Annotated in this window: 15 protein-coding genes, 2 tRNA genes and 1 pseudogene; 12 read left to right on the forward strand and 6 right to left on the reverse strand. The window is 46.5% G+C overall.

Annotated elements, in window-relative coordinates; genetic code table 11:
• The first annotated feature begins 26 nt into the window (after nucleotides 1-26).
• The 8 genes from MF542_RS14420 to MF542_RS14455 all read left to right on the forward strand — a co-directional run bounded on the left by MF542_RS14420 (nucleotide 27) and on the right by MF542_RS14455 (nucleotide 7306).
• Nucleotides 27-1499 (forward strand): efflux RND transporter periplasmic adaptor subunit, encoded by a 1473-nt coding sequence (locus MF542_RS14420; protein WP_247020688.1) that lies wholly within the window; start codon nucleotides 27-29, stop codon nucleotides 1497-1499.
• Nucleotides 1499-2236, forward strand: coding sequence for an ABC transporter ATP-binding protein (locus tag MF542_RS14425; protein ID WP_247020690.1), 738 nt, complete (start codon nucleotides 1499-1501; stop codon nucleotides 2234-2236). Before MF542_RS14420 ends, MF542_RS14425 begins: the two co-directional genes overlap by 1 nt.
• Nucleotides 2233-3465 carry an ABC transporter permease gene (locus MF542_RS14430; RefSeq protein WP_247020692.1) on the forward strand — a complete coding sequence of 411 codons (1233 nt, stop codon included), beginning with the start codon at nucleotides 2233-2235 and terminating at the stop codon, nucleotides 3463-3465. The genes MF542_RS14425 and MF542_RS14430 overlap by 4 nt, the downstream gene beginning before the upstream one ends.
• Before the next feature lie 71 nt (nucleotides 3466-3536).
• Complete coding sequence (locus MF542_RS14435) at nucleotides 3537-4766, forward strand: TIGR03862 family flavoprotein (protein ID WP_247020694.1); 1230 nt, start codon at nucleotides 3537-3539, stop codon at nucleotides 4764-4766.
• Nucleotides 4767-5010: 244 nt separating this feature from the next.
• Nucleotides 5011-5086 (forward strand) — tRNA-Thr (locus tag MF542_RS14440).
• Nucleotides 5087-5115: 29 nt separating this feature from the next.
• Nucleotides 5116-5191, forward strand: a tRNA-Thr gene (locus MF542_RS14445).
• A gap of 136 nt (nucleotides 5192-5327) precedes the next feature.
• Complete coding sequence (locus MF542_RS14450) at nucleotides 5328-6164, forward strand: alpha/beta hydrolase family protein (RefSeq protein WP_247020696.1); 837 nt, start codon at nucleotides 5328-5330, stop codon at nucleotides 6162-6164.
• A gap of 98 nt (nucleotides 6165-6262) precedes the next feature.
• A complete protein-coding gene (locus MF542_RS14455; RefSeq protein ID WP_247020698.1) occupies nucleotides 6263-7306 on the forward strand; it encodes a glycosyltransferase family protein in 1044 nt (347 codons plus the stop codon).
• Nucleotides 7307-7343: 37 nt separating this feature from the next.
• On the opposite strand, the pseudogene metH reads toward MF542_RS14455, so the two are convergent.
• The 3 genes and pseudogenes from metH to MF542_RS14475 all read right to left on the reverse strand — a co-directional run bounded on the left by metH (nucleotide 7344) and on the right by MF542_RS14475 (nucleotide 12916).
• A pseudogene (gene metH / locus MF542_RS14460) lies at nucleotides 7344-11050 on the reverse strand (methionine synthase).
• A complete protein-coding gene (metF, locus tag MF542_RS14470; protein ID WP_247020704.1) occupies nucleotides 11050-11970 on the reverse strand; it encodes a methylenetetrahydrofolate reductase in 921 nt (306 codons plus the stop codon). The pseudogene metH and the gene metF overlap by 1 nt, the downstream one beginning before the upstream one ends.
• Before the next feature lie 4 nt (nucleotides 11971-11974).
• Complete coding sequence (locus MF542_RS14475) at nucleotides 11975-12916, reverse strand: ArsR/SmtB family transcription factor (RefSeq protein WP_247020706.1); 942 nt, start codon at nucleotides 12914-12916, stop codon at nucleotides 11975-11977.
• A 225-nt stretch (nucleotides 12917-13141) separates the two neighbouring features.
• Between MF542_RS14475 and MF542_RS14480 the strand changes: the two genes are divergently transcribed.
• On the forward strand, nucleotides 13142-13912 hold the full coding sequence (locus tag MF542_RS14480; RefSeq protein ID WP_247020708.1) for an MlaA family lipoprotein: 771 nt from the start codon (nucleotides 13142-13144) through the stop codon (nucleotides 13910-13912).
• A gap of 135 nt (nucleotides 13913-14047) precedes the next feature.
• On the forward strand, nucleotides 14048-14707 hold the full coding sequence (locus MF542_RS14485) for a PEP-CTERM sorting domain-containing protein (RefSeq protein WP_247020710.1): 660 nt from the start codon (nucleotides 14048-14050) through the stop codon (nucleotides 14705-14707).
• Nucleotides 14708-14781: 74 nt separating this feature from the next.
• Here MF542_RS14485 and MF542_RS14490 read toward each other — a convergent pair whose 3' ends face one another.
• Both MF542_RS14490 and MF542_RS14495 read right to left on the reverse strand, forming a co-directional pair.
• A complete protein-coding gene (locus tag MF542_RS14490; RefSeq protein WP_247020712.1) occupies nucleotides 14782-17043 on the reverse strand; it encodes a xanthine dehydrogenase family protein molybdopterin-binding subunit in 2262 nt (753 codons plus the stop codon).
• Nucleotides 17044-17045: 2 nt separating this feature from the next.
• Nucleotides 17046-17495 carry a (2Fe-2S)-binding protein gene (locus MF542_RS14495; RefSeq protein WP_247020714.1) on the reverse strand — a complete coding sequence of 150 codons (450 nt, stop codon included), beginning with the start codon at nucleotides 17493-17495 and terminating at the stop codon, nucleotides 17046-17048.
• A gap of 224 nt (nucleotides 17496-17719) precedes the next feature.
• Here MF542_RS14495 and MF542_RS14500 point away from each other — a divergent pair, with 224 nt between their 5' ends.
• Together MF542_RS14500 and MF542_RS14505 are read left to right on the forward strand one after the other, a co-directional pair.
• On the forward strand, nucleotides 17720-18373 hold the full coding sequence (locus MF542_RS14500; RefSeq protein WP_247020716.1) for a hypothetical protein: 654 nt from the start codon (nucleotides 17720-17722) through the stop codon (nucleotides 18371-18373).
• A 211-nt stretch (nucleotides 18374-18584) separates the two neighbouring features.
• Nucleotides 18585-19265 carry a PEP-CTERM sorting domain-containing protein gene (locus tag MF542_RS14505; protein ID WP_247020718.1) on the forward strand — a complete coding sequence of 227 codons (681 nt, stop codon included), beginning with the start codon at nucleotides 18585-18587 and terminating at the stop codon, nucleotides 19263-19265.
• Between the two features lie 37 nt (nucleotides 19266-19302).
• Here MF542_RS14505 and MF542_RS14510 read toward each other — a convergent pair whose 3' ends face one another.
• Nucleotides 19303-19752 carry a hypothetical protein gene (locus tag MF542_RS14510; protein WP_247020720.1) on the reverse strand — a complete coding sequence of 150 codons (450 nt, stop codon included), beginning with the start codon at nucleotides 19750-19752 and terminating at the stop codon, nucleotides 19303-19305.
• Nucleotides 19753-19787 lie beyond the last annotated feature (35 nt).

Below are 19787 nucleotides of genomic sequence, written 5' to 3' on the forward strand. Positions count from 1 at the left end.
AAACTTGCTTTGAGGAAATGGGGCCAATGAAAAAACTAATAAAAAACAAATATTTATGGATAGGCGCATGTATTGTTGCAGGTAGCGCATATGCCTTTCAATCATCATCCACGGAAGCAGTCGCAACTGGTACCACTTACGAAACATCGCCAACCAACAGAGGTGATATCACCCGTTCAATTGCTTCTACAGGTCGAGTAGAAGCGTTGGTCACTGTTGAAGTTGGCTCTCAGCTTTCAGGCAACATTGAAGAACTCCATGCCGACTTTAACGATGAAGTAAAAAAAGGCCAACTCGTCGCCAAAATTGACCCGCAAACCTTTCAACAGAGGGTACACCAATCCCAAGCAGACCTTGAAGCAGCAAGAGCGAATTTAGCCGTTCAGGAAGCAACTGTTCTTCGCGCAAACGCCACTCTTGTGCAAGCACAACGCGATTATGATCGACAGCTTCCTCTCCAGAAAGATGGGGCCATATCGGAAGCCGCACTTGATGCTACCCGTGCAGCTCTGGAAAGTGCCAAAGCAGGCGTGCAGATTGCGGAAGCTCAGGTGATCAGCGCCAAAGCATCCATTAAACAGCGTGAGGCATCTCTAGCGAATGCCCAAATTGACCTTGAGCGTACTGACATTCGTTCTCCGATTGATGGAGTTATCATTGAACGAAATGTGGATCAGGGACAAACTGTTGCCGCAAGCTTCTCAGCCCCAGTACTATTCAAAATCGCACAAGACCTGAAACAAATACAGATTGAAGCCAGCGTTGACGAATCTGATATCGGCCGAGTGCGTGAAGGCAACGAGGTTACATTCCAAGTGGATGCGCATGAAGGTACAGAGTTCACCGGTACCGTGGCTCAGGTTCGCCTATCACCACTGGAGCTAAATAACGTAGTAACCTACACCGTTATCATCAATGCTCGGAATGACCGTCAACTTCTGCTCCCGGGTATGACCGCGAATATGGAAATTAAAACCGGACAGCGTTCTGATGTACTCAGAATTCCAAATACAGCGCTCCGGGTACGTGCTTCTGATGAAATGAAAGCTGCCCAACAAGCAGCGCAAGAAGCAGCAAAACCACAGGGCCAACGCGGCGGTCGTGGCGGCGCACGTTTTGCACAAATGTTTGAAGCGATTGGAGCTAGTGATGAACAGCGGTCTGCCATTCAAGCTGACATGCAGCAGGCAATGCAAAGCCTGAGAGCTCAAATGCAAAATGGCGGTGATAGAAGCGCAATGCGTGATTTGTTCCGTGCACGTTCTTCAGCAGTTCTTAAGCGCCACCTTACCGATGAACAATATAAGAAATATGAAGAACTTCAGCGCCAAAGAGCTGAAATTCGCCGTGCTACTGTTTGGGTAAAGGAAGAAAACGGTGCAATCAAAGCTGTTCCTGTTCGTATTGGCATTGCCGATAGCAGCCATACGGAAGTGATCGGTGATAATCTGCCCGAAGGTGCCGAGGTAATCACCCGCGTTCGTAAGGCAACCCAATAATGAGCCCCTCAGCAATACAGGTAAGCACTGGCGCACCGCTTATTGCCTGCAATGGTCTTAGAAAAGAATACCGGATGGGATCGGAGGTTGTTCATGCCCTAGACGGCGTAAGCTTCAACATTGGCGAAGGTGAACTTATTTCCATTATGGGAGCATCCGGTTCCGGGAAATCAACCCTTATGAACATGCTTGGCGTACTTGATACACCAACATCCGGTGGTCTTCATATTGAAGGGAATGATATAGCAAAAATGAATCGTGATGATCTCGCCCGCCTCAGAAATCACACACTCGGTTTTGTATTTCAAAACTTCAATCTGTTACCTCGCACATCAGCTGTTGAGAATGTGAAGCTGCCACTTATGTACGGCAACCTTCATGGTTTTAACGCCGATGAACGAGCAAAAGAATGCCTAGAGTTAGTCGGCCTTGGTGACAGAATGGACCACCATCCCAACCAGCTTTCGGGCGGTCAACAACAACGGGTTGCCATTGCACGCGCACTCGTGAATGGCCCACGCATTATTCTTGCCGATGAGCCAACTGGTGCACTTGATTACAAAACCGGCAAGGAAATTCTTCAACTGTTCAGGAAGCTGAATGAGAGCGGGATCACCATGATTATTGTTACCCACGATCAGGAAGTAGGCGAATTCTGCGATCGCCAGCTTGTTTTTCGTGATGGGAAACTCCTATCAGACAGTAATAATCTACAGAGTATGGGAGCCGCAGAATGAGTATTATCAAATGCTTCCAGATCGCGTTTATTGCACTGCGCCTGAACGCACTCCGTAGCTTATTAACCATGCTCGGCATTATCATCGGCATCGCGTCTGTTATTGTCATGGTATCAATTTCAGATGGTGCCCAACAGCAAATTGACGAACGCATCAACAGTCTTGGCACTAACATGCTGATGGTACGCCCGGGCTCCAGTTTCTTTGGTGGGCGAAGAGGCGGCGCCGGTTCTGCCCCTCCGATGACGGAAACCGATGTTTCAGTACTAAAGGAACTAAACTTTGTGGAAGGTGTATCAGGCTATCTACGTTCAAGTGGCGCTATGGTATTTTCCGGCACCAACTGGCAGGCAGAAGTTGCGGGTATTCACCCAGATTATATTGATGTTCGCCAGTGGGAAATAGAAGAAGGCCGAAACTTTACTGAACGAGAGGTAAAAACTGGCGGCAAGGTTGCTCTAGTAGGCCAAACCATCATTAACGAACTTTTCAGTGGCAATGATCCCATCGGCCAGCGTTTCCGCATCAAAAACATCCCTTTTACTGTGGTTGGCACCCTGAAAGGCAAAGGGCAATCTTCCTGGGGTCAAGACCAGGATGATATTGTCATGGTGCCTATTTCAACTCACCGAATGCGGGTAAGCGGTCGTAGGTCTAGCGCATCTGTTAATTCTGTTGGTTCAATATCTCTTACGGTCGATCCGGGGTTCGATATCTCTGAAGCTGAAGAAGAAATTAAATATGTGATGCGAGACAAACGCAAAATTTCACCGGGTTCAGAAGATAATTTTTCGGTAAGAAATCTATCTGAGTTTATTGAAGCTCGTTCGGCTACCCAGCGAACACTGGGCGTTTTACTTGCTGCGACAGCTGCGATTTCTCTCGTAGTTGGCGGCATCGGCATCATGAACATCATGCTGGTATCGGTGACGGAACGTACGAAAGAAATTGGCCTCAGGATGGCTGTAGGTGCGAGGGGCATTGATATTCTGAATCAGTTCCTTGTGGAATCTGTCGTACTCTGCCTTGTAGGTAGCGTGATTGGTATTGGCATTGGCTTTGGCCTAACGGAGCTTATTGGTTCACTTGGCGAATGGCCTGTACTCATCAAAAGTACCACAATTTTGATCGCCGTTGGCGCAGCCGCCTTTGTGGGCGTTTTCTTTGGTTTCTACCCTGCCCGTCGAGCATCCCAACTTGATCCGATTGATGCACTCAGGACCGAATAAGCAAACACTTGCTGCCTGAAAGCAAAAACATTAGGGTGCGCCTGAATGCACCCTAATGACAGGAAACAGAAATGCCATCGCTGCCAAGTGAAGTTGAAATTGCTATTATTGGCGGCGGCCCAGCAGGTCTTATGGCGGCAGAAGTTTGTGCTGAAGCTGGCTTTAAACCGCATATTTTTGAACGCATGCCTACTCCAGCTCGCAAATTCCTTATGGCTGGAAAATCTGGCCTTAATATCACTCACGGCGAGCCACTGGATAAATTTCTAACACGCTATTCAGAAGGCTCAGAAGAAATTAAACCTGCAATTAAAGCTTTCACCCCCAGTGATATGAGAGTCTGGGCTGACGAACTGGGTACAGAAACCTTCGTTGGCTCCTCTGGTAGAGTGTTCCCAAAGGTTATGAAGGCCTCTCCACTCCTACGCGCGTGGCTAAAAAAGCTGGAAAACCTTGGTACGACACTTCACACACGCTGTCACTGGCAGGGCTGGAACGACGAAGCACTCCATTTTAACACCAGTGAAGGCCCCCGATATATAAAGACAAAAGCAACCATTCTCGCGCTTGGTGGTAGCAGCTGGCCTAAACTTGGCGCTGATGGCAGTTGGTTTCCGCAACTTCAACAATACGGCGTAAATGCCACCGAATTTCAGCCATCTAATTGTGGCTTTGAGGTGAACTGGTCTGATCACTTCAAGGAACGTAATGCAGGCGAACCAATTAAGAATACTATTTTAAGCTTTAGCTCCAACCGGGTTCAGGGCGATTTTGTGATAAGTGGATACGGTTTGGAAGGCAGTGCAATCTATGCTCTCTCTTCCCATATCCGCAGAGCTATCAGTACTGGCAAACAGTCGGCCATTTTGACATTAGACCTAACACCAGACCGCAGCCTTGAACGCTTAAAAGCCTCACTCAGCAGATCTAAGGGCAAAAAAAGCTTTTCCACACACCTCAAACGAACAACTGGTCTCAGTGGTGTTAAAGCTGCATTGATACGTGAGTGTCTGGATGAAACCACTCGAAATGATCCAGCGCTATTAGCTGCAGCCATTAAAGCCCTTCCCATCCATATTGACGCTCCGCGACCTATCGAGGAAGCCATCAGTACGGCTGGCGGTGTGATGTGGAACAGTTTGGATAAAGATCTAATGCTGAAAGTTATTCCCGGCACCTTCTGCGCTGGAGAAATGCTGGATTGGGATGCGCCTACTGGTGGCTACCTTCTAACGGCCTGTATGGCACAAGGCAGGCAAGCAGCGCGCGGTGCTATAAAATACCTAAAATCCAACAGCTGATACGATTGATTCAACCTTTAAACTCACACAAGTTATTTTTTATCTGCCTGCTCTGACTATTTACTCTTTCAATCAGGTAGTTTTTCTGTCTTTAAACCCCACAAAATTCGTGGAAAATCGCCCACTTCCCTTGGCGCGGCGATATTAGTGTAATTTTTTTGACGTTTTCTCTTGCGCATAGGAAATCTTCGGATTATACCCTAGCTCGCTTCCGCAGGAAGCACCCTGTTTAGGATGGTTACATGCCCGTATAGCTCAGTTGGTAGAGCAGTTGATTTGTAATCATCAGGCCCGCGGTTCGAGTCCGTGTGCGGGCACCATCCTGAAACAGAGATGCTTTTTCAAGCATGCCCGTATAGCTCAGTTGGTAGAGCAGTTGATTTGTAATCATCAGGTCCGCGGTTCAAGTCCGTGTGCGGGCACCACTTTCCTCAAAAACCTCTCTCAAACTTATATACACATATAGCACTTTAGTATGCTGTATTGAGTTCTCGGTTGAGCTTTTCAACTCATCCTTTAAGCTGGTTTTATAAAAATATAAAACATAGCGAGGATAAAGTAATGAAGAAGCTTCTGTTTGCAGCCATAATACTGCTCTTTAGCACAGCCACTTTTGCCGACGATTATCTCATTGAAGAAATAGAATTCCCTAGTCAAGGCATACAGCTTTCTGGTTCGCTAGTGTTGCCCACCGATAAACCTATAAAAGCTACTGTTGTATTTGTTCATGGTTCAGGCAAACAAACCCGAAACCTACACTGGGCCAAACGTTTTGCTGATGCTGGCATTGCTGCACTCGTTTATGATAAACGCGGAGCAGGTAAATCTGGCGGCATATATGAAAGCAACCAAAGCGTAAGCGGACCAAACATCGCCTTGCTTGCAGACGATGCCGTCGCTGCAGTGAAAGCGGTTCAAACACACCCAAATACCAGCACCATCCCGGTTGGACTAACTGGTATAAGCCAAGCAGGCTGGATCGTACCTATTGCTGCTGAAAAAGCGGACAATGTGGATTTTATGGTGTTGTGGAGTGGGCCAGTTTGCAAAGTCAGCGAAGAAGATATCTATAGTAAATACACGCGCGATTTAGATAGTAAGCGTGTACCTAGTTACGCAGAGGCATTAAATGCCAGAACCAGAGAATACATTTGGCCAGACTTTCTGGGTAAAAACAGCGATCCATCTGAAAATTTAGCGCGCCTTGCTATTCCTGGTCTCTGGGTATTCGGAGAACAAGACGGCAGCGTACCAATTGACCTCTCGGTATCGCGTCTGAAAACCCTCATTAGCGCAGGCAAACCGTATGAATATATATTATTCTCCAACCTTGGTCATAACAATATGACTGAGACATTCAATACCGTAACTGACTGGATAGACAGGCAACATCATTAAGCATACAAAACAAATGAGGTGCATCAGAGTTTTATTTCTATCTTGGCTGCTACATCTTCCAAGTGTATGGTGCCGCTGATATTTCTGGGGAATTTAGAATGTATTCGAGCGGTTTTAATAATAACATCCATGTTTCTTTCTGCGCGTACGCAACAGCTGCAATGGATGTACGTGTCGGCCAACCTGTTGAGGCCTTGCGCATGTTAGGCGCCAACATCCAATTGAATGAAAGATCGTTAAAATTCATTAGCGATGTACCACAAGATGAACCCAAAGTGCTTGTACTTCAGCGTTCCTTTCTTAGTAAGACAGATTGGCCGAAGGCCGTAAAAAGCTGCATTGAACGGGATTGGGTCTTTGTTGTTGAATATGATGATTACCCGGAAAATCCATTTAATGCAGCAAAACGCGCTGCATCACTTGATTGGGTACGTTTCCAGATGTGTCACGGCGTCCAGTGCAGCACTAAACCACTAGCCGATGCATTTCTAACTCATAATAGCGAAGTTGCCCTATTCGAAAACCAGTTGATGCGCATGCCAGCACCGGCCTTGAAACCAAAAGATAGTATCCGTGTTTTCTTTGGTGCACTTAACCGCAAGAACGCCTGGGAACCCCTTATTGATGTATACAATAAGGTTATCGCTGATCACCCAGAGATCGAGCCTGTTATCCTATTCGATAAAGAATTTTTTGAGGCTATTGAAAGCCCCAATAAAAAGTTCAGCCCTCTTGTGAAATATAATGAATATATTCGTATTATTAGCAGCTGCGACGTTGTTCTCACCCCGCTTGATGGTTCAGTGTTCAACCGCTACAAAAGCGATATTAAATTTCTGGAAGCAGGTTCTGGCGGAGCTGCGATGATCGCTAGCCCAACCGTTTATGCGGATACCATTGTCCATGAACATAATGGCTTGATTGCAGATACACCTGAAGAGTGGGAACAAGGCTTTCGACGCTTAATCGAAGATAAAGCTCTACGTGAAAAACTGGGCCGCAATGCCAAAAATTACGTTACGAGAAATCGTATGCTTATGCAGCATGCCCATAAACGGCTTGAGTGGTACCAGCATCTCTGGAACAACAGACACGCCATCAACGAGCGGTTGTTTAGTGATTTTCCAGAGTTAAAGCCTTAAACAAAAAGCCACTCCGATATGAAGCGGCTTTTTTTAATTAGTAACCGAGATTAGGCCTGATCCAACGCTCAATCGTTTCAATATCACTGTCACGACGCTCCACATAATCTTCAACCTGATCTTTACCAACTTTACCTACACCAAAATAACGCACCTCTGGATGGGCAAAATAATAGCCGGATACTGAGGCTGTTGGCATCATGGCAAAGCTATCAGTAAGTTCGATACCTGTCTCTTCCTGTGCATTCAGTAGACGAAAAAGCTCAGGCTTTTCTGAATGGTCTGGGCATGCGGGATAACCGGGAGCCGGGCGAATACCTTGATAACGTTCCTGAATAAGCTCTTTGTTTGTGAGGTTTTCATCCCGCGCATACGCCCAAAACTCTTTCCGAACGCGCTCGTGCATACGTTCAGCAAACGCTTCAGCAAGGCGATCAGCAAGTGCCTTGAGCATGATTTCATTATAATCATCATGCGCAGCTTTATAGCGCTCTACATGCTCATCAATACCGTGGCCAGCAGTTACCGCAAAACCGCCCATATAATCAGGCTTCGACCCAACTGGCGCGATGAAATCAGAGAGACAATCATTTGTGCGCCCAGCGCGCTTTGATACCTGCTGCCTTAGGCAGTGGATAGTTGACAGTTCCTCACCTCGGTTATCACCCGTGTAGAGCTTGATATCATCGCCTTCACTGTTCGCGGGCCAGAAACCAATCACACCTTTTGCCGTAAGCCATTTTTCATCCACAATCTGCTTCAGCATCGCTTGTGCGTCTGCGTAAAGGCTTGTAGCACTTTCACCAACAACTTCATCTTCGAGGATTGCAGGGAATGAACCCGCAAGCTCCCATGTGCGGAAGAAAGGTGTCCAGTCAATACGCTCAACTAGATCTTCAAGTGGATAATCTTCAAATACTTTTGTACCAAGGAAACTTGGCTTCACCGGTGTGAAAGCCTCAAAATCTGGCATCGCTTTATTTTCACGAGCGGCTTCTATGCTGACAAGCCTGTCTGCCTTTGGTTTCGCAAGGCGTTTTTCAAGGATATCAGCATATTCAGCTTTGGTGTTGGTCACAAAACCAGCCTTCAGGTCTTCAGATACCAGCGTACTGGCAACACCTACTGCGCGAGATGCATCAAGTACGTGGGTAATTGGCCCTGTGTAAGTCGGGGCAATCTTAACCGCCGTATGCACCTTGCTTGTCGTGGCTCCACCAATAAGAAGCGGCATATCCATGCCTTTACGCTCCATCTCGGTCGCGACAGTTACCATTTCGTCAAGAGATGGTGTGATAAGGCCAGAAAGACCAATCATATCAGCATCATGATCATTCGCAGCCTTGAGGATATCAGCCCACGGCACCATCACGCCCATATCAATCACTTCGAAGTTGTTACATTGCAGCACAACACCAACGATGTTTTTACCGATATCATGAACATCACCTTTTACGGTTGCCATGATGATCTTGCCTTTGGCTTTGGAACCCTCTTCTTTTTCATCTTCAATGAAAGGCTGAAGATAATTTACCGCCTGTTTCATAACGCGTGCGGACTTCACCACTTGCGGCAGGAACATCTCACCGGAACCAAACAGATCACCCACCACGTTCATGCCGTCCATCAGTGGACCTTCAATTACCTGAATAGGGCGCGCAAACTGCTGACGTGCTTCCTCTGCATCTTCTTCAATGAAATCATTGATACCTTTAACGAGCGCATGTTCTATCCGCTTGGCAACAGGCTCTTCCCTCCAGGAAAGATCTTCCTTACGTTCTTTGATAAGACCACGGTATTCATCTGCCACATCAAGAAGACGCTCAGTCGCATCATCACGGCGGTTCAGGATTACATCTTCCACCCGCTCACGAAGCTCATCAGGGATATCTGAATAGACCGTAAGCTGGCCCGCATTCACAATCCCCATATCCATACCAGCCTTAATGGCGTGATACAGGAACACACTGTGCATTGCCTCACGCACCGGGTTATTACCACGGAAAGAGAAAGAGATATTAGATACACCGCCGGAAACTTTGGCGTATGGCAGATGGGTTTTAATCAGGCGCGTCGCTTCAATGAAATCCACACCATAATTGTTATGCTCTTCGATACCCGTCGCCACCGCGAAGATATTTGGATCAAAGATGATATCCTCGGGCGGGAAGCCAACTTCATTCACCAGCACGTCATAAGAGCGCTTACAAATCTCAAATTTGCGCTCGATAGTATCGGCCTGCCCCTGCTCATCAAACGCCATCACAACAACAGCGGCACCATAGCGCATAATTCGTTTCGCCTGTTCAACGAAAGGCTCCTTGCCCTCCTTCAAGCTGATAGAATTCACCACAGCTTTACCCTGAACACACTTTAAGCCTGTTTCAATCACAGACCATTTGGAGCTATCAATCATAACCGGAACTCTGGAAATATCCGGTTCCGCAGCGATCAACTTCAAGAATCTCTCTATCGTATCCTCAGCATCAAGCATGGCGTCATCCATGTTGATATCGATAATCTGCGCGCCACCTTCTACCTGATGGCGGGCAACAGTTACTGCTTCTTCGTAATTCTCTTCAAAAATCAGTTTTTTGAACTTGGCGGAACCCGCAACGTTTGTGCGTTCACCAACATTGATAAACTGTGCAATTGGCTTGGTCATATCAGCTACTCAACAGGTTCCATACAGTTAATTTTAACAGGGTCAATACCTGAAAGTTTCATAACAGGCTCAAATACCGGTACCTTGCGCGGGGCTTTACCTTCCGCCGCCTTCGCGATAGCTACAATATGATCCGGTGTAGTGCCACAACACCCACCTGTAATATTCAGCAAGCCCTCTTCAGCCCAGCCACCAAGCAATCCACCCGTAATTTCAGGCGTTTCATCATACTCACCCATCTCGTTCGGCAGGCCCGCATTCGGATATACGCACACCAGTGTATCAGCGATATCTGAAATGGTTACCGCATGCGGTCTTAGCTGTTCTGCGCCAAAGGCACAGTTAAGACCGATAGACCAAGGTTTGGCATGGCGAACGCTGTTCCAGTAAGCCTCGATAGTTTGCCCTGAAAGATTCCGGCCAGACATATCCGTGATTGTACAGGAAAGCATCACCGGAAGACGTACACCTTTTTCTTCAAATACTTCTTCTGTCGCGAAAATTGCAGCTTTTGAATTCAAGGTATCAAACACTGTTTCAATCAGGATGATATCCACCCCGCCTTCAATTAGGCCCTCAACCTGTTCTTTATAAGCAGCAGCTACTTCATCAAATGTAACAGAACGGTACCCCGGGTTATTCACATCTGGTGATACGGAAAGCGACTGGTTCATCGGCCCGATAGAACCTGCAACAAAACGCGGTTTTTCAGGAGTTTTCGCTGTCCATTCATCCGCTACACGGCGTGCAAGCTTCGCGCCCTCAACGTTAATTTCTTTGGCAAGAGACTGCATATCATAGTCCGCCATAGAAACGCTGGTTGCGTTAAAGGTGTCTGTCTCAATGATATCAGCACCAGCAGCAAGAAACTCGCCATGGATTTTCGCAATCACATCAGGCTTCGTGATAACGAGCAAATCGTTATTGCCTTTGAGATCAAGATGATAATCTTTAAATCGCTCACCACGATAATCTGCTTCCTCAAGCCCTTCTTTCTGGATCATTGTGCCCATGGCACCATCCATAATAAGGATACGTTCTTTGGCAAGTTTCGTGAGCGTTTCTGTTACTATACTCATTATTCTGTTCCTAACCCAACTGGAGGCCTAAGCCCCAGCATATGGCAAATTGCATATGTTAGCTCTGCACGGTTAAGTGTGTAGAAATGGAAATCTCTCACACCACCAGTATATAAGCGGCGGCACATTTCACTTGCTACACTCGCGGCTACCAGGTTCCTCGTTTGCGGGCGATCATCAAGCCCTTCGAAGATATCACCCAGCCATGCTGGAACGTTTGCCCCGCATGCACCGGCAAAATTCTTCAATGTTTTGAAATTTGTTACTGGGAGAATGCCAGGCACGATCGGCACATCAATTCCAAAAGATTGGCAGTGGTCCACAAACCGGAAATAGCTGTCTGCCTCAAAGAAAAACTGAGTGATAGCTCGCGTCGCGCCAGCATCAATCTTGCGCTTCAAGTTATCTAGGTCAGCGGCCAAATTGGGGCTATCAGGGTGAATTTCCGGGTAAGCGCCGACGGAGATATCAAAATCACCAATTTTCTTGATACCTGAAATAATATCCGCTGCGTTTTGGTATCCATCTGGATGCGGCACATATTTATCAGCACCCTCTTCTGGATCACCACGCAGCGCCACAATATGACGAACACCAGCATCCCAATAGTCCTGAATAACTTCATCCACTTCACCTTTGGAAGCACCAACACATGTAAGATGAGCTGCCGGTTTCAAGGATGTTTCATCCAGAATACGCTTCACTGTTTTATGGGTACGCTCACGGGTAGAACCACCAGCACCGTATGTAACAGAAACAAAACTTGGGTTAAGCTCCTCAAGCTTTTTCACAGAAGCCCATAATGTTTCTTCCATTTTCTCCGTTTTGGGCGGGAAAAATTCGAAAGATACATTCACGTCTTTCACGGGTTCAGCGAAAAGCGAACTCGCACGTCCGTATGGGTCATTAATAGGGGCCACTGGCCTACTCCTCACCTGATGATACTTGCCCAAATTGCCAAAGTGTAACGCGCAGTTTACCACCATCCAGATGCTTCACTGCTTTACAAGCCAGCCCAGCCTGCTCCCCCATTTGGATCATTTCCTCTTCCGCAAAACCAAGCCTGCGGTGCGCATGATCCGCGCGCAAAAACTCTTCCTGATGTGGTGCAAAATCTGCAATCAACAGTTCACCATTGTGCACCAACGCTCTTGCAGCTTCCTTAATGGCTTTTGATGGCTCATCAGCGAAATGAAGTACCTGATGAAAAACCACGAGATCCTGGCTAGCATCCCCAACACCCAGTTCATACATATCACCTTGGCGAACCTGGCTGTTCTCAAGCCCTTTATTAGCAAGGTTACCACGTGCCACTGCCAGCATTTCGCGAGAAACATCAAGCCCTAGCCCTTGAGATGCGTAAGGCGCAAATAGTTCAAGCATCCGCCCTGTGCCTGTCCCAACATCAAGCAAACGGGAAACCTGCTTTTTCCCTTGAAGCTCTATCAGCGCTTCTTCAACCTGCCCTTCTGCAACATGAAGAGAACGAATTTCGCCCCAACTTGCTGCATTTTCCCTGAAATAAGACTGTGCCTTTTCAAAACGCTCTTCACGGATATCGGCAAGTGCCAGTAAATCTTTTGAAAACTCAGGGTCGCCCAAAGGCACCAAATCAATAATCGCCTTATTCAAAGCACCATTTTTACCTTGGTCTGCCAAACGGTAAAAAACTGTGGTGCCTTCCTGAAAACGATCAAGCACACCTGCTTCACACATGAGCTTTAAATGACGAGATACACGAGGCTGGCTTTGATCGAGAATATTAACAAGCTCACCAACAGTAAGTTCACCTTTAGCAAGCAGTGCCAATATCCTAAGGCGAGTAGCCTCTGCCGCGGCTCGCAGAGCTGATAAAAGCAGTTCCATACATGACCCTCATTTTCAAACGAGACTCAATATAAAGGTTTCTTTATATAAGTAAAGCTTTATTTTATTAACCATCCATTAACCACACTTCATCTTTTTGTGAATGAAGCTTTTCATCAAAGGATGGTAAAGAGACTTTAAAGTGCGTCACACCTTAGCCATATTGTACGGCTACTGCACCTGTTTTAAGTATTGATAAATATATGAAGAATGTATGAGGAAACTATGCCCACTATTTTTTCCCCTAAAAAGTTGGCTGCCGCTGCATTAATCGCTCTCACCAGCGCTTGTGCTTCCACTCAAGGAACGACTGACCCGAATGACCCATGGGAAGGCTATAATCGTGCGGCTTATGGTTTCAATAAGGCTGTTGATCAAAACATCTATCGCCCTGTTGCCTCCGTTTACCAGACAGTTATCCCAGAGCCGCCACGACAGGGTATAAGCAACATTATGCGCAACCTTCGTGAGCCTTGGGTTTTGGTGAATGACATTCTTCAGTTTAAGTTTAAGCGCGCAGGCACAACACTGAGCCGTTTAGTTGTAAACACAACAATTGGCCTCGGCGGTATTTTCAAAATTTCTGAAAGTATGGGCATTCCGTACCACTCTGAAGACCTTGGCCAAACGCTAGCAGCCTGGGGTGTTGGGGATGGTCCATATTTCATCATCCCATTTGTAGGTCCATCAAATGGTAGAGATGCTATCGGTTTCGGCACCTATGTTTTTGCAGATCCCGTTACAATCGGTATCGCAAAGCTTAATGTGAAAGGCCTGAACCTGACTCGTACGGGTGTAGATGCGCTTGATCAGCGTGCACGTGCTCATAACGTAATCAATTCCATTTATGAAGATGAAAATGGGTATGAACTAATGCGCTCAGCGTATCGCCAAAACCGCCTGTTTGAAATCCATGATGGCAACCCTCCATCAGAGGACGATGATCTCTTTGATGAACTTGAAGATGATGAAACATCTGACGAAAATGGGGAATAGAGAATATATTAAGGGGCATCATGCCCCTTTTTTTCCACATCAATAGCCGATCACAGATAATTTAATCTGCCTCGGATGGATTTTCTCTAAAATTTGAAGTAGTATAGATTCTATTGGGGGGAAAAGGTATTTAGTATGAAGCGTTTAAAGAGTTTTATTGTATCAGCAGCTATAGTTTGTTCTTCTTTATTCTCCACGTCAGCACAAGCAACATTCAACATTGATGTATTTCATGTGGCAAACAGACAGTTTAGCACTTCCAGCATTTTTTCTGATCCTCGATTGACCAGCCTACTTTCTGGAACACCTGATTTCAGCTTCGAAAATGAAGTGATTTCCTATAACGATGCTGTTCTGAACAGCGGTGCGTTACGTCCTCTTTTTGGTCCTCCAGTGGTTCTGCCAAGCAATACATCAAACGCATTTGTATCCCGTACCAGCGGGTATTTTAATGTGGCAGAAACAGGGACATATTCCCTTTTATTTCGTTCGGACGATTCAACCCGCTTCAACATCAACAGTGGACAACGCACGCTGACACAGATCAACTTTGGCATTACCTTCCATACTGTTGAACTTGCAGCAGGCCTCAATCACTTTACACTTGAACACTTTGATCAGGGCGGTCCTGGATTACTGGAAATTGCTATCGCAGAAGGTAACACACGCAATGTAAGCAACTTCAGCGCTCTTCGCTCTGCAGCCCCTGTCCCAGAGCCTACATCAGCATTCCTGTTATTAAGTGGCCTAGGCGGTATGGCCTATCTTCGAAGACGAAAAACAGCCACCGTTTAATTCATATATCTTTTCCCAAATAAAAACGCCGCCCTATACAGAGCGGCGTTTTCTGTTTCCGTGAGTATATCAGATCAAGTACTTAACTGATCTTTGATTGGCAGCCTGCGAATACGCTTACCAGTGGCCGCAAAGATCGCATTAGTAATGGCTGGTGCCACTGGCGGCACACCTGGCTCACCTACACCACCCGGAACTGCATCGCTTTCAATGATCGCTGTTTCTACCGGCGGGCATTCACTCATGCGGCACACAGGGTAACCATCAAAGTTTCCTTCAACGATAGCGCCATCTTTCGCTGTAATCTCACCATGCATCGCAATAGACATACCGAAGAGGACAGCCCCTTCCATCTGCGCTTTCACACGGTCCGGGTTCACTGCAACACCACAATCAACCGCCATCCAGGCATTTGTTACCTTTAGCTCACCGTCAGTCACCTCAACTTCAGCAGCGCAAGCAACATAGGAAACGAAACTACGGTGCACACTAATACCAATACCTTTGCCTTTTGGCATATCTTTACCGTAACCAGACATCTGCACCACTTTATCAAGCACAGCTTTCAAGCGGGCTGTATCAACAGGATGGCGCTCTAGGCTTTCACCATAGTTGCTGTATTGAGGATCACGTGGGGCGCCAGGCTGTTTCACCAGATCAACACTTGGGTTGATCTTGCGGTCAAAACCAATCAATTCCATCCACATATCAGCAGTATTTTTGCCTTCGCCTTGTGCAATTTCATCTACCATTGAACCAACGGCGAATGCCTGCTGGATATTAGCTACTGATCGCATCCAGCCAATACGTACATGAGCTGGCGCTTTACCGGTATCCACCTGCATATTTGCTGTATCAAATGGCATATCAAGAAGACCAAGGCCAAGCTCGAAAGCACCCGGCTGGTCAGCTGCAGGGTTAAAGGTAGCACCAATAGATGGATACGCGGCTTTATGCTTCCAAGCGGTTACCTTGCCGTCTTTCACACCAACATTCACACGCTGTGCTGCAACGGTGTGATAGTAGCCGTGGCGAACATCATCTTCACGGCTCCACACCATTTTAACCGGGCGCCCAACAGCTTTAGCAACAAGCGCTGCTTCAACGGCGAAATCAGGCTTAGATTTACGGCCAAACGCACCACCAAGCAGTGTTGCTTCTACATAAATTTCTTCAGGTTTTTTGCCAACGAATGCAGCAACTGTTTCCTGTACAGATGTTGGATCCTGACAGCAAACCCACATCTTCAGATCATCACCATTCCACTCAGCCGTCGCGGCTGGCGGCTCCATCGGGATATGATGTTGGTGCGGTACATAATAATCTGCGCTATATGTTTTTGATGCTCCTTCAAGAGCTGCATCCACATCACCGCGTTTCATATGTGTTACGCTATCACCATCAATGGATTTCCAGAGCTGTTTTTCATATTCAGCGGAATCGTAAGAAGCGTTTGCCCCGTCTTCAAACTGCGCATTCAGTGCTTCACGGCCCTTCATCGCAGCCCATGTATTTGAAGCCACAACAGCAACACCACCAACCGGCTTAAAGAGTGCAGGCATTTCAAGCGCAGGAAGCTCAACTACATCAAGCACACCATCCACAGCCATAGCCGCTGCTTTATCGTATGACGTTACCTTGCCCCCCACAACTGGCGGGCGCGCTGCAACGGCAAACACCATATTTGGACGAATGGTATCCTGACCGAACTGGGTACCCCCGGTTAAAATCTGCTTCATATAGATGTTACGTTGAGGTTTACCGATAAACGTGCGGTCTGCCTTTTTCTTCAACTGCACATCTTTTGGTACCTCAAGTTTTGAAGCTGCCACAACAAACTTAGAGAAGTCTTCAGATTTACCGGTGATCTTATTGATCACTCTGTGTTTTTTAGCTTCCACATCGGAAACTGAGACACCCCATTCGTTAGCTGCCGCCTGCTCAATCATCATACGCGCCGCAGCGCCTGCCTGACGAAAAGCATCATAGAATTTCCGGATAGAGGTAGAACCATCAGTGTTCTGATCACCAAAGCGAGCTTTATCACCAAAAGCAGCTTCAATATGAAGACGACCCCAATCAGCTTCAAGCTCATCAGCGACAACTTGTGGCAAACCCGTACGGCTACCCTGTCCCATTTCTACGCGGTGAACGAATACATGAGCAGTACCATCAGGCTTAATTGCTAAATACCCTGAGGACACTAATTCTTCCTCACCCCGTGCGGCTGCCATAACATGGTTGGATAACATCGGCGCAGCGAGAATAAGGCCTGAAGTAACACCAGCAGTTTTAAGAAAACCTCGACGTGATACATTTTCAAGATGCTTGCTCATGACTATGCCCCCGCTGCCTGGCGAATAGCCTTTTTAATACGCTCATACGTACCACAGCGACAGATATTACCTTCCATCGCATCAACAATTTCTTCATCACTCGGATTCGGGTTTTCACTCAAAAGAGACGCCGCCTGCATAAGCTGGCCGGACTGACAATAACCACACTGCGGCACATCATTTTCTGCCCATGCCTTTTGAAGCGCAGTCAGCTTATCACCACTCCCCAATCCTTCGATCGTTGTGATGTTTGACCCTTCAACATCTTCCATAAACGTTTGACAAGAACGTACAGCAGCACCATCAACATGCACCGTACAAGCGCCACACAGCCCTTCACCACAACCAAACTTGGTTCCAGTCATGCCCGCGATGTCTCGTAGATACCAAAGAAGCGGCATTTCCGCATCACCACCATATGACACGGCCTTACCATTGACTTTAAAGTCCATGGAGATTTCCCCTCTGAATTGTCTTCCTAAGAGACGTTACTATATATCAAGAGGATCATTTGTCTAAACAACTTATGTTTATCTCATCACTACAAAGAAGCATCAAAAACGCTTTTTCCTCGCAAATTTAGTATATTTACATTATTGTTAACAATCTACGCGTACATTGTTCTTGGTGTAATCCTAAGAACGTAAAATTTGTGTGATGAAAAGGCACAATAAACATGAATAATTTGCTGAAGAAGATAGGGGTTATCTGCGGCATTGCTATGTGCAGTACAGCAGCTCAAGCAACATATGGGTATATTGATGCTGAATCAGACCCAGGCACATATAGTCCCGTTACACTGGGTGATGATATTAACGTTTCTGCCTGCGGTTCATCGGTTAATGATGTGACCTATGGTGGCAGTTACGGTCTCTGCACCCTTTCCTATCTTGGTGAGTTCTCGCTCACGTGGCAGTTATCACTGAACAATACTGTTGTATCGACAACCACTTATTCCGGTTCAAACGCGGTTAACGGTTTAAATCATACGATAAACACAGGTGTTGGTTCTGCCATTACAGTTGCAGGCACATATACTTTAGGCCTGATCATTGATATCCCTGATAGTTATGACTGGGTTTTACTTCCGAACGGCTATTGGTACCGTGCTGGTAGCGATTCCGGTATTGTTATCAATGGAATCACCTACGGAAACTATAGTGGTGCCACTAGTGGCTCACCTAATATCAATGGCTTTCGTAATACTGGTGTTGCCTTCTCGGAACTTACAATCAACCCTGCGACGATTCCGGAACCAAGCGCTGCGTTACTGCTTTTGCCTGCTTTTGCCGCAATTGCTGCCAGACGCAGAAGAAAGACAGCCAAATAAACCTGGCAATCTGTTAGAAAAATTCGAAAGCTCCATCTAATTATGGGGCTTTCATTTTGCGCTAAAGCTCAATATTTCCCGCCAACCTCTCGAAAACTCACAAAGCGTTGATGAAGTGATCATTGCAATAATCACTACTTTTAGTTACAGATGAACAGAATCGTATTGAAATATGCGCGCAGTAGGGGTCGTTCCTTTTTAGGAATATAGTATGTATAAGTTTGTAAAGCGACTAGCCGCAACAATTTCAGTTGCACTTCTTGGGCTTAATAGTGCTCATGCAACTTTCAACATCGGTGTTGATGTATTTTCTGATCCCGGGACATATGATCCTGTAGCTTTAGGCGAAACACTTAATCTTAGTGCGTGTGGTTCAGATGTCCGCCAATCAGTTCGTGGTGGGTCTACGCCCTCGGCCAACAGAATTTATGGCCTCTGTACACTTGATGATCTTACAGATTTCACAATAACCTGGAATCTCACTATCAACAACGTTACGCAAATTATCGCCTCAGGCTCCGGCGCGAACGCTTCAAGTGTGTTGAACCTTGCAGTGAATACAGGCATTGGGTCACTTTTCACCGCACCTGGTACTTATCAGCTTGGTCTGATTGTTGATATTCCAAGCACTGCAGCAAGCTTTGTTCTTCCGGATTCAAACATTGGTTTTTCACAGTGTGATGCTGGTATTCGGATTGATGGCATTACATACGGCACAAACCCAACATGTAGCCTCAGTTTCTCTCCAAACATTAATGGTCACAGAAACACAGGTTTTGCCTCCACATCCCTAACGATCAATCCAGCCACAATTCCTGAGCCAAGTGCAGCACTATTGCTACTACCGGTGATGGGAATGGTTATGGCCCGCCGTAGAAGCAAAAACGCATAGATTTAATAAATGAAAAAGCCCGTGAATCGGGCTTTTTTTATGTTTTGAATTCAATCTCGGTAATCTTCGCTCTTACATTGCCCAGTTGCCATGTATGCGGCACTTGCCTAACAATATAGTACCGTATAGCAGACATTTGCCAAACTTCATTTGGCCCAAGAGGCTGTACAGGTTCACCAGACTCCCTTCCCTGGTGTACAGGATGTAGCTTCTTTTCAAACACCACCTGATTTTCATCATTGAGAAACTCAACAGTTACCTGAATATGCTCAATGGTAGATACCCCATTATTGCGCACCTTAAACCATACAATTGGCATTCCTGTGGTCTCTCCCACATTGCCTCTACCAGCATACAATTCTTCAATGGTGAGAAACTGAATATATTCCTCTGCACTGTACGGAGCAGGATTATCTCGCTGCATTGCATATACGACACCACTTAACACAACTAGAATTGTTCCCGTTATCATCAGGATACGCTTCATCACGACCCTCCCCAGTCAATCAAGTGAAAGTTTAC

Source organism: Kordiimonas laminariae, assembly GCF_023008165.1.
Lineage (GTDB): Bacteria > Pseudomonadota > Alphaproteobacteria > Sphingomonadales > Kordiimonadaceae > Kordiimonas > Kordiimonas laminariae.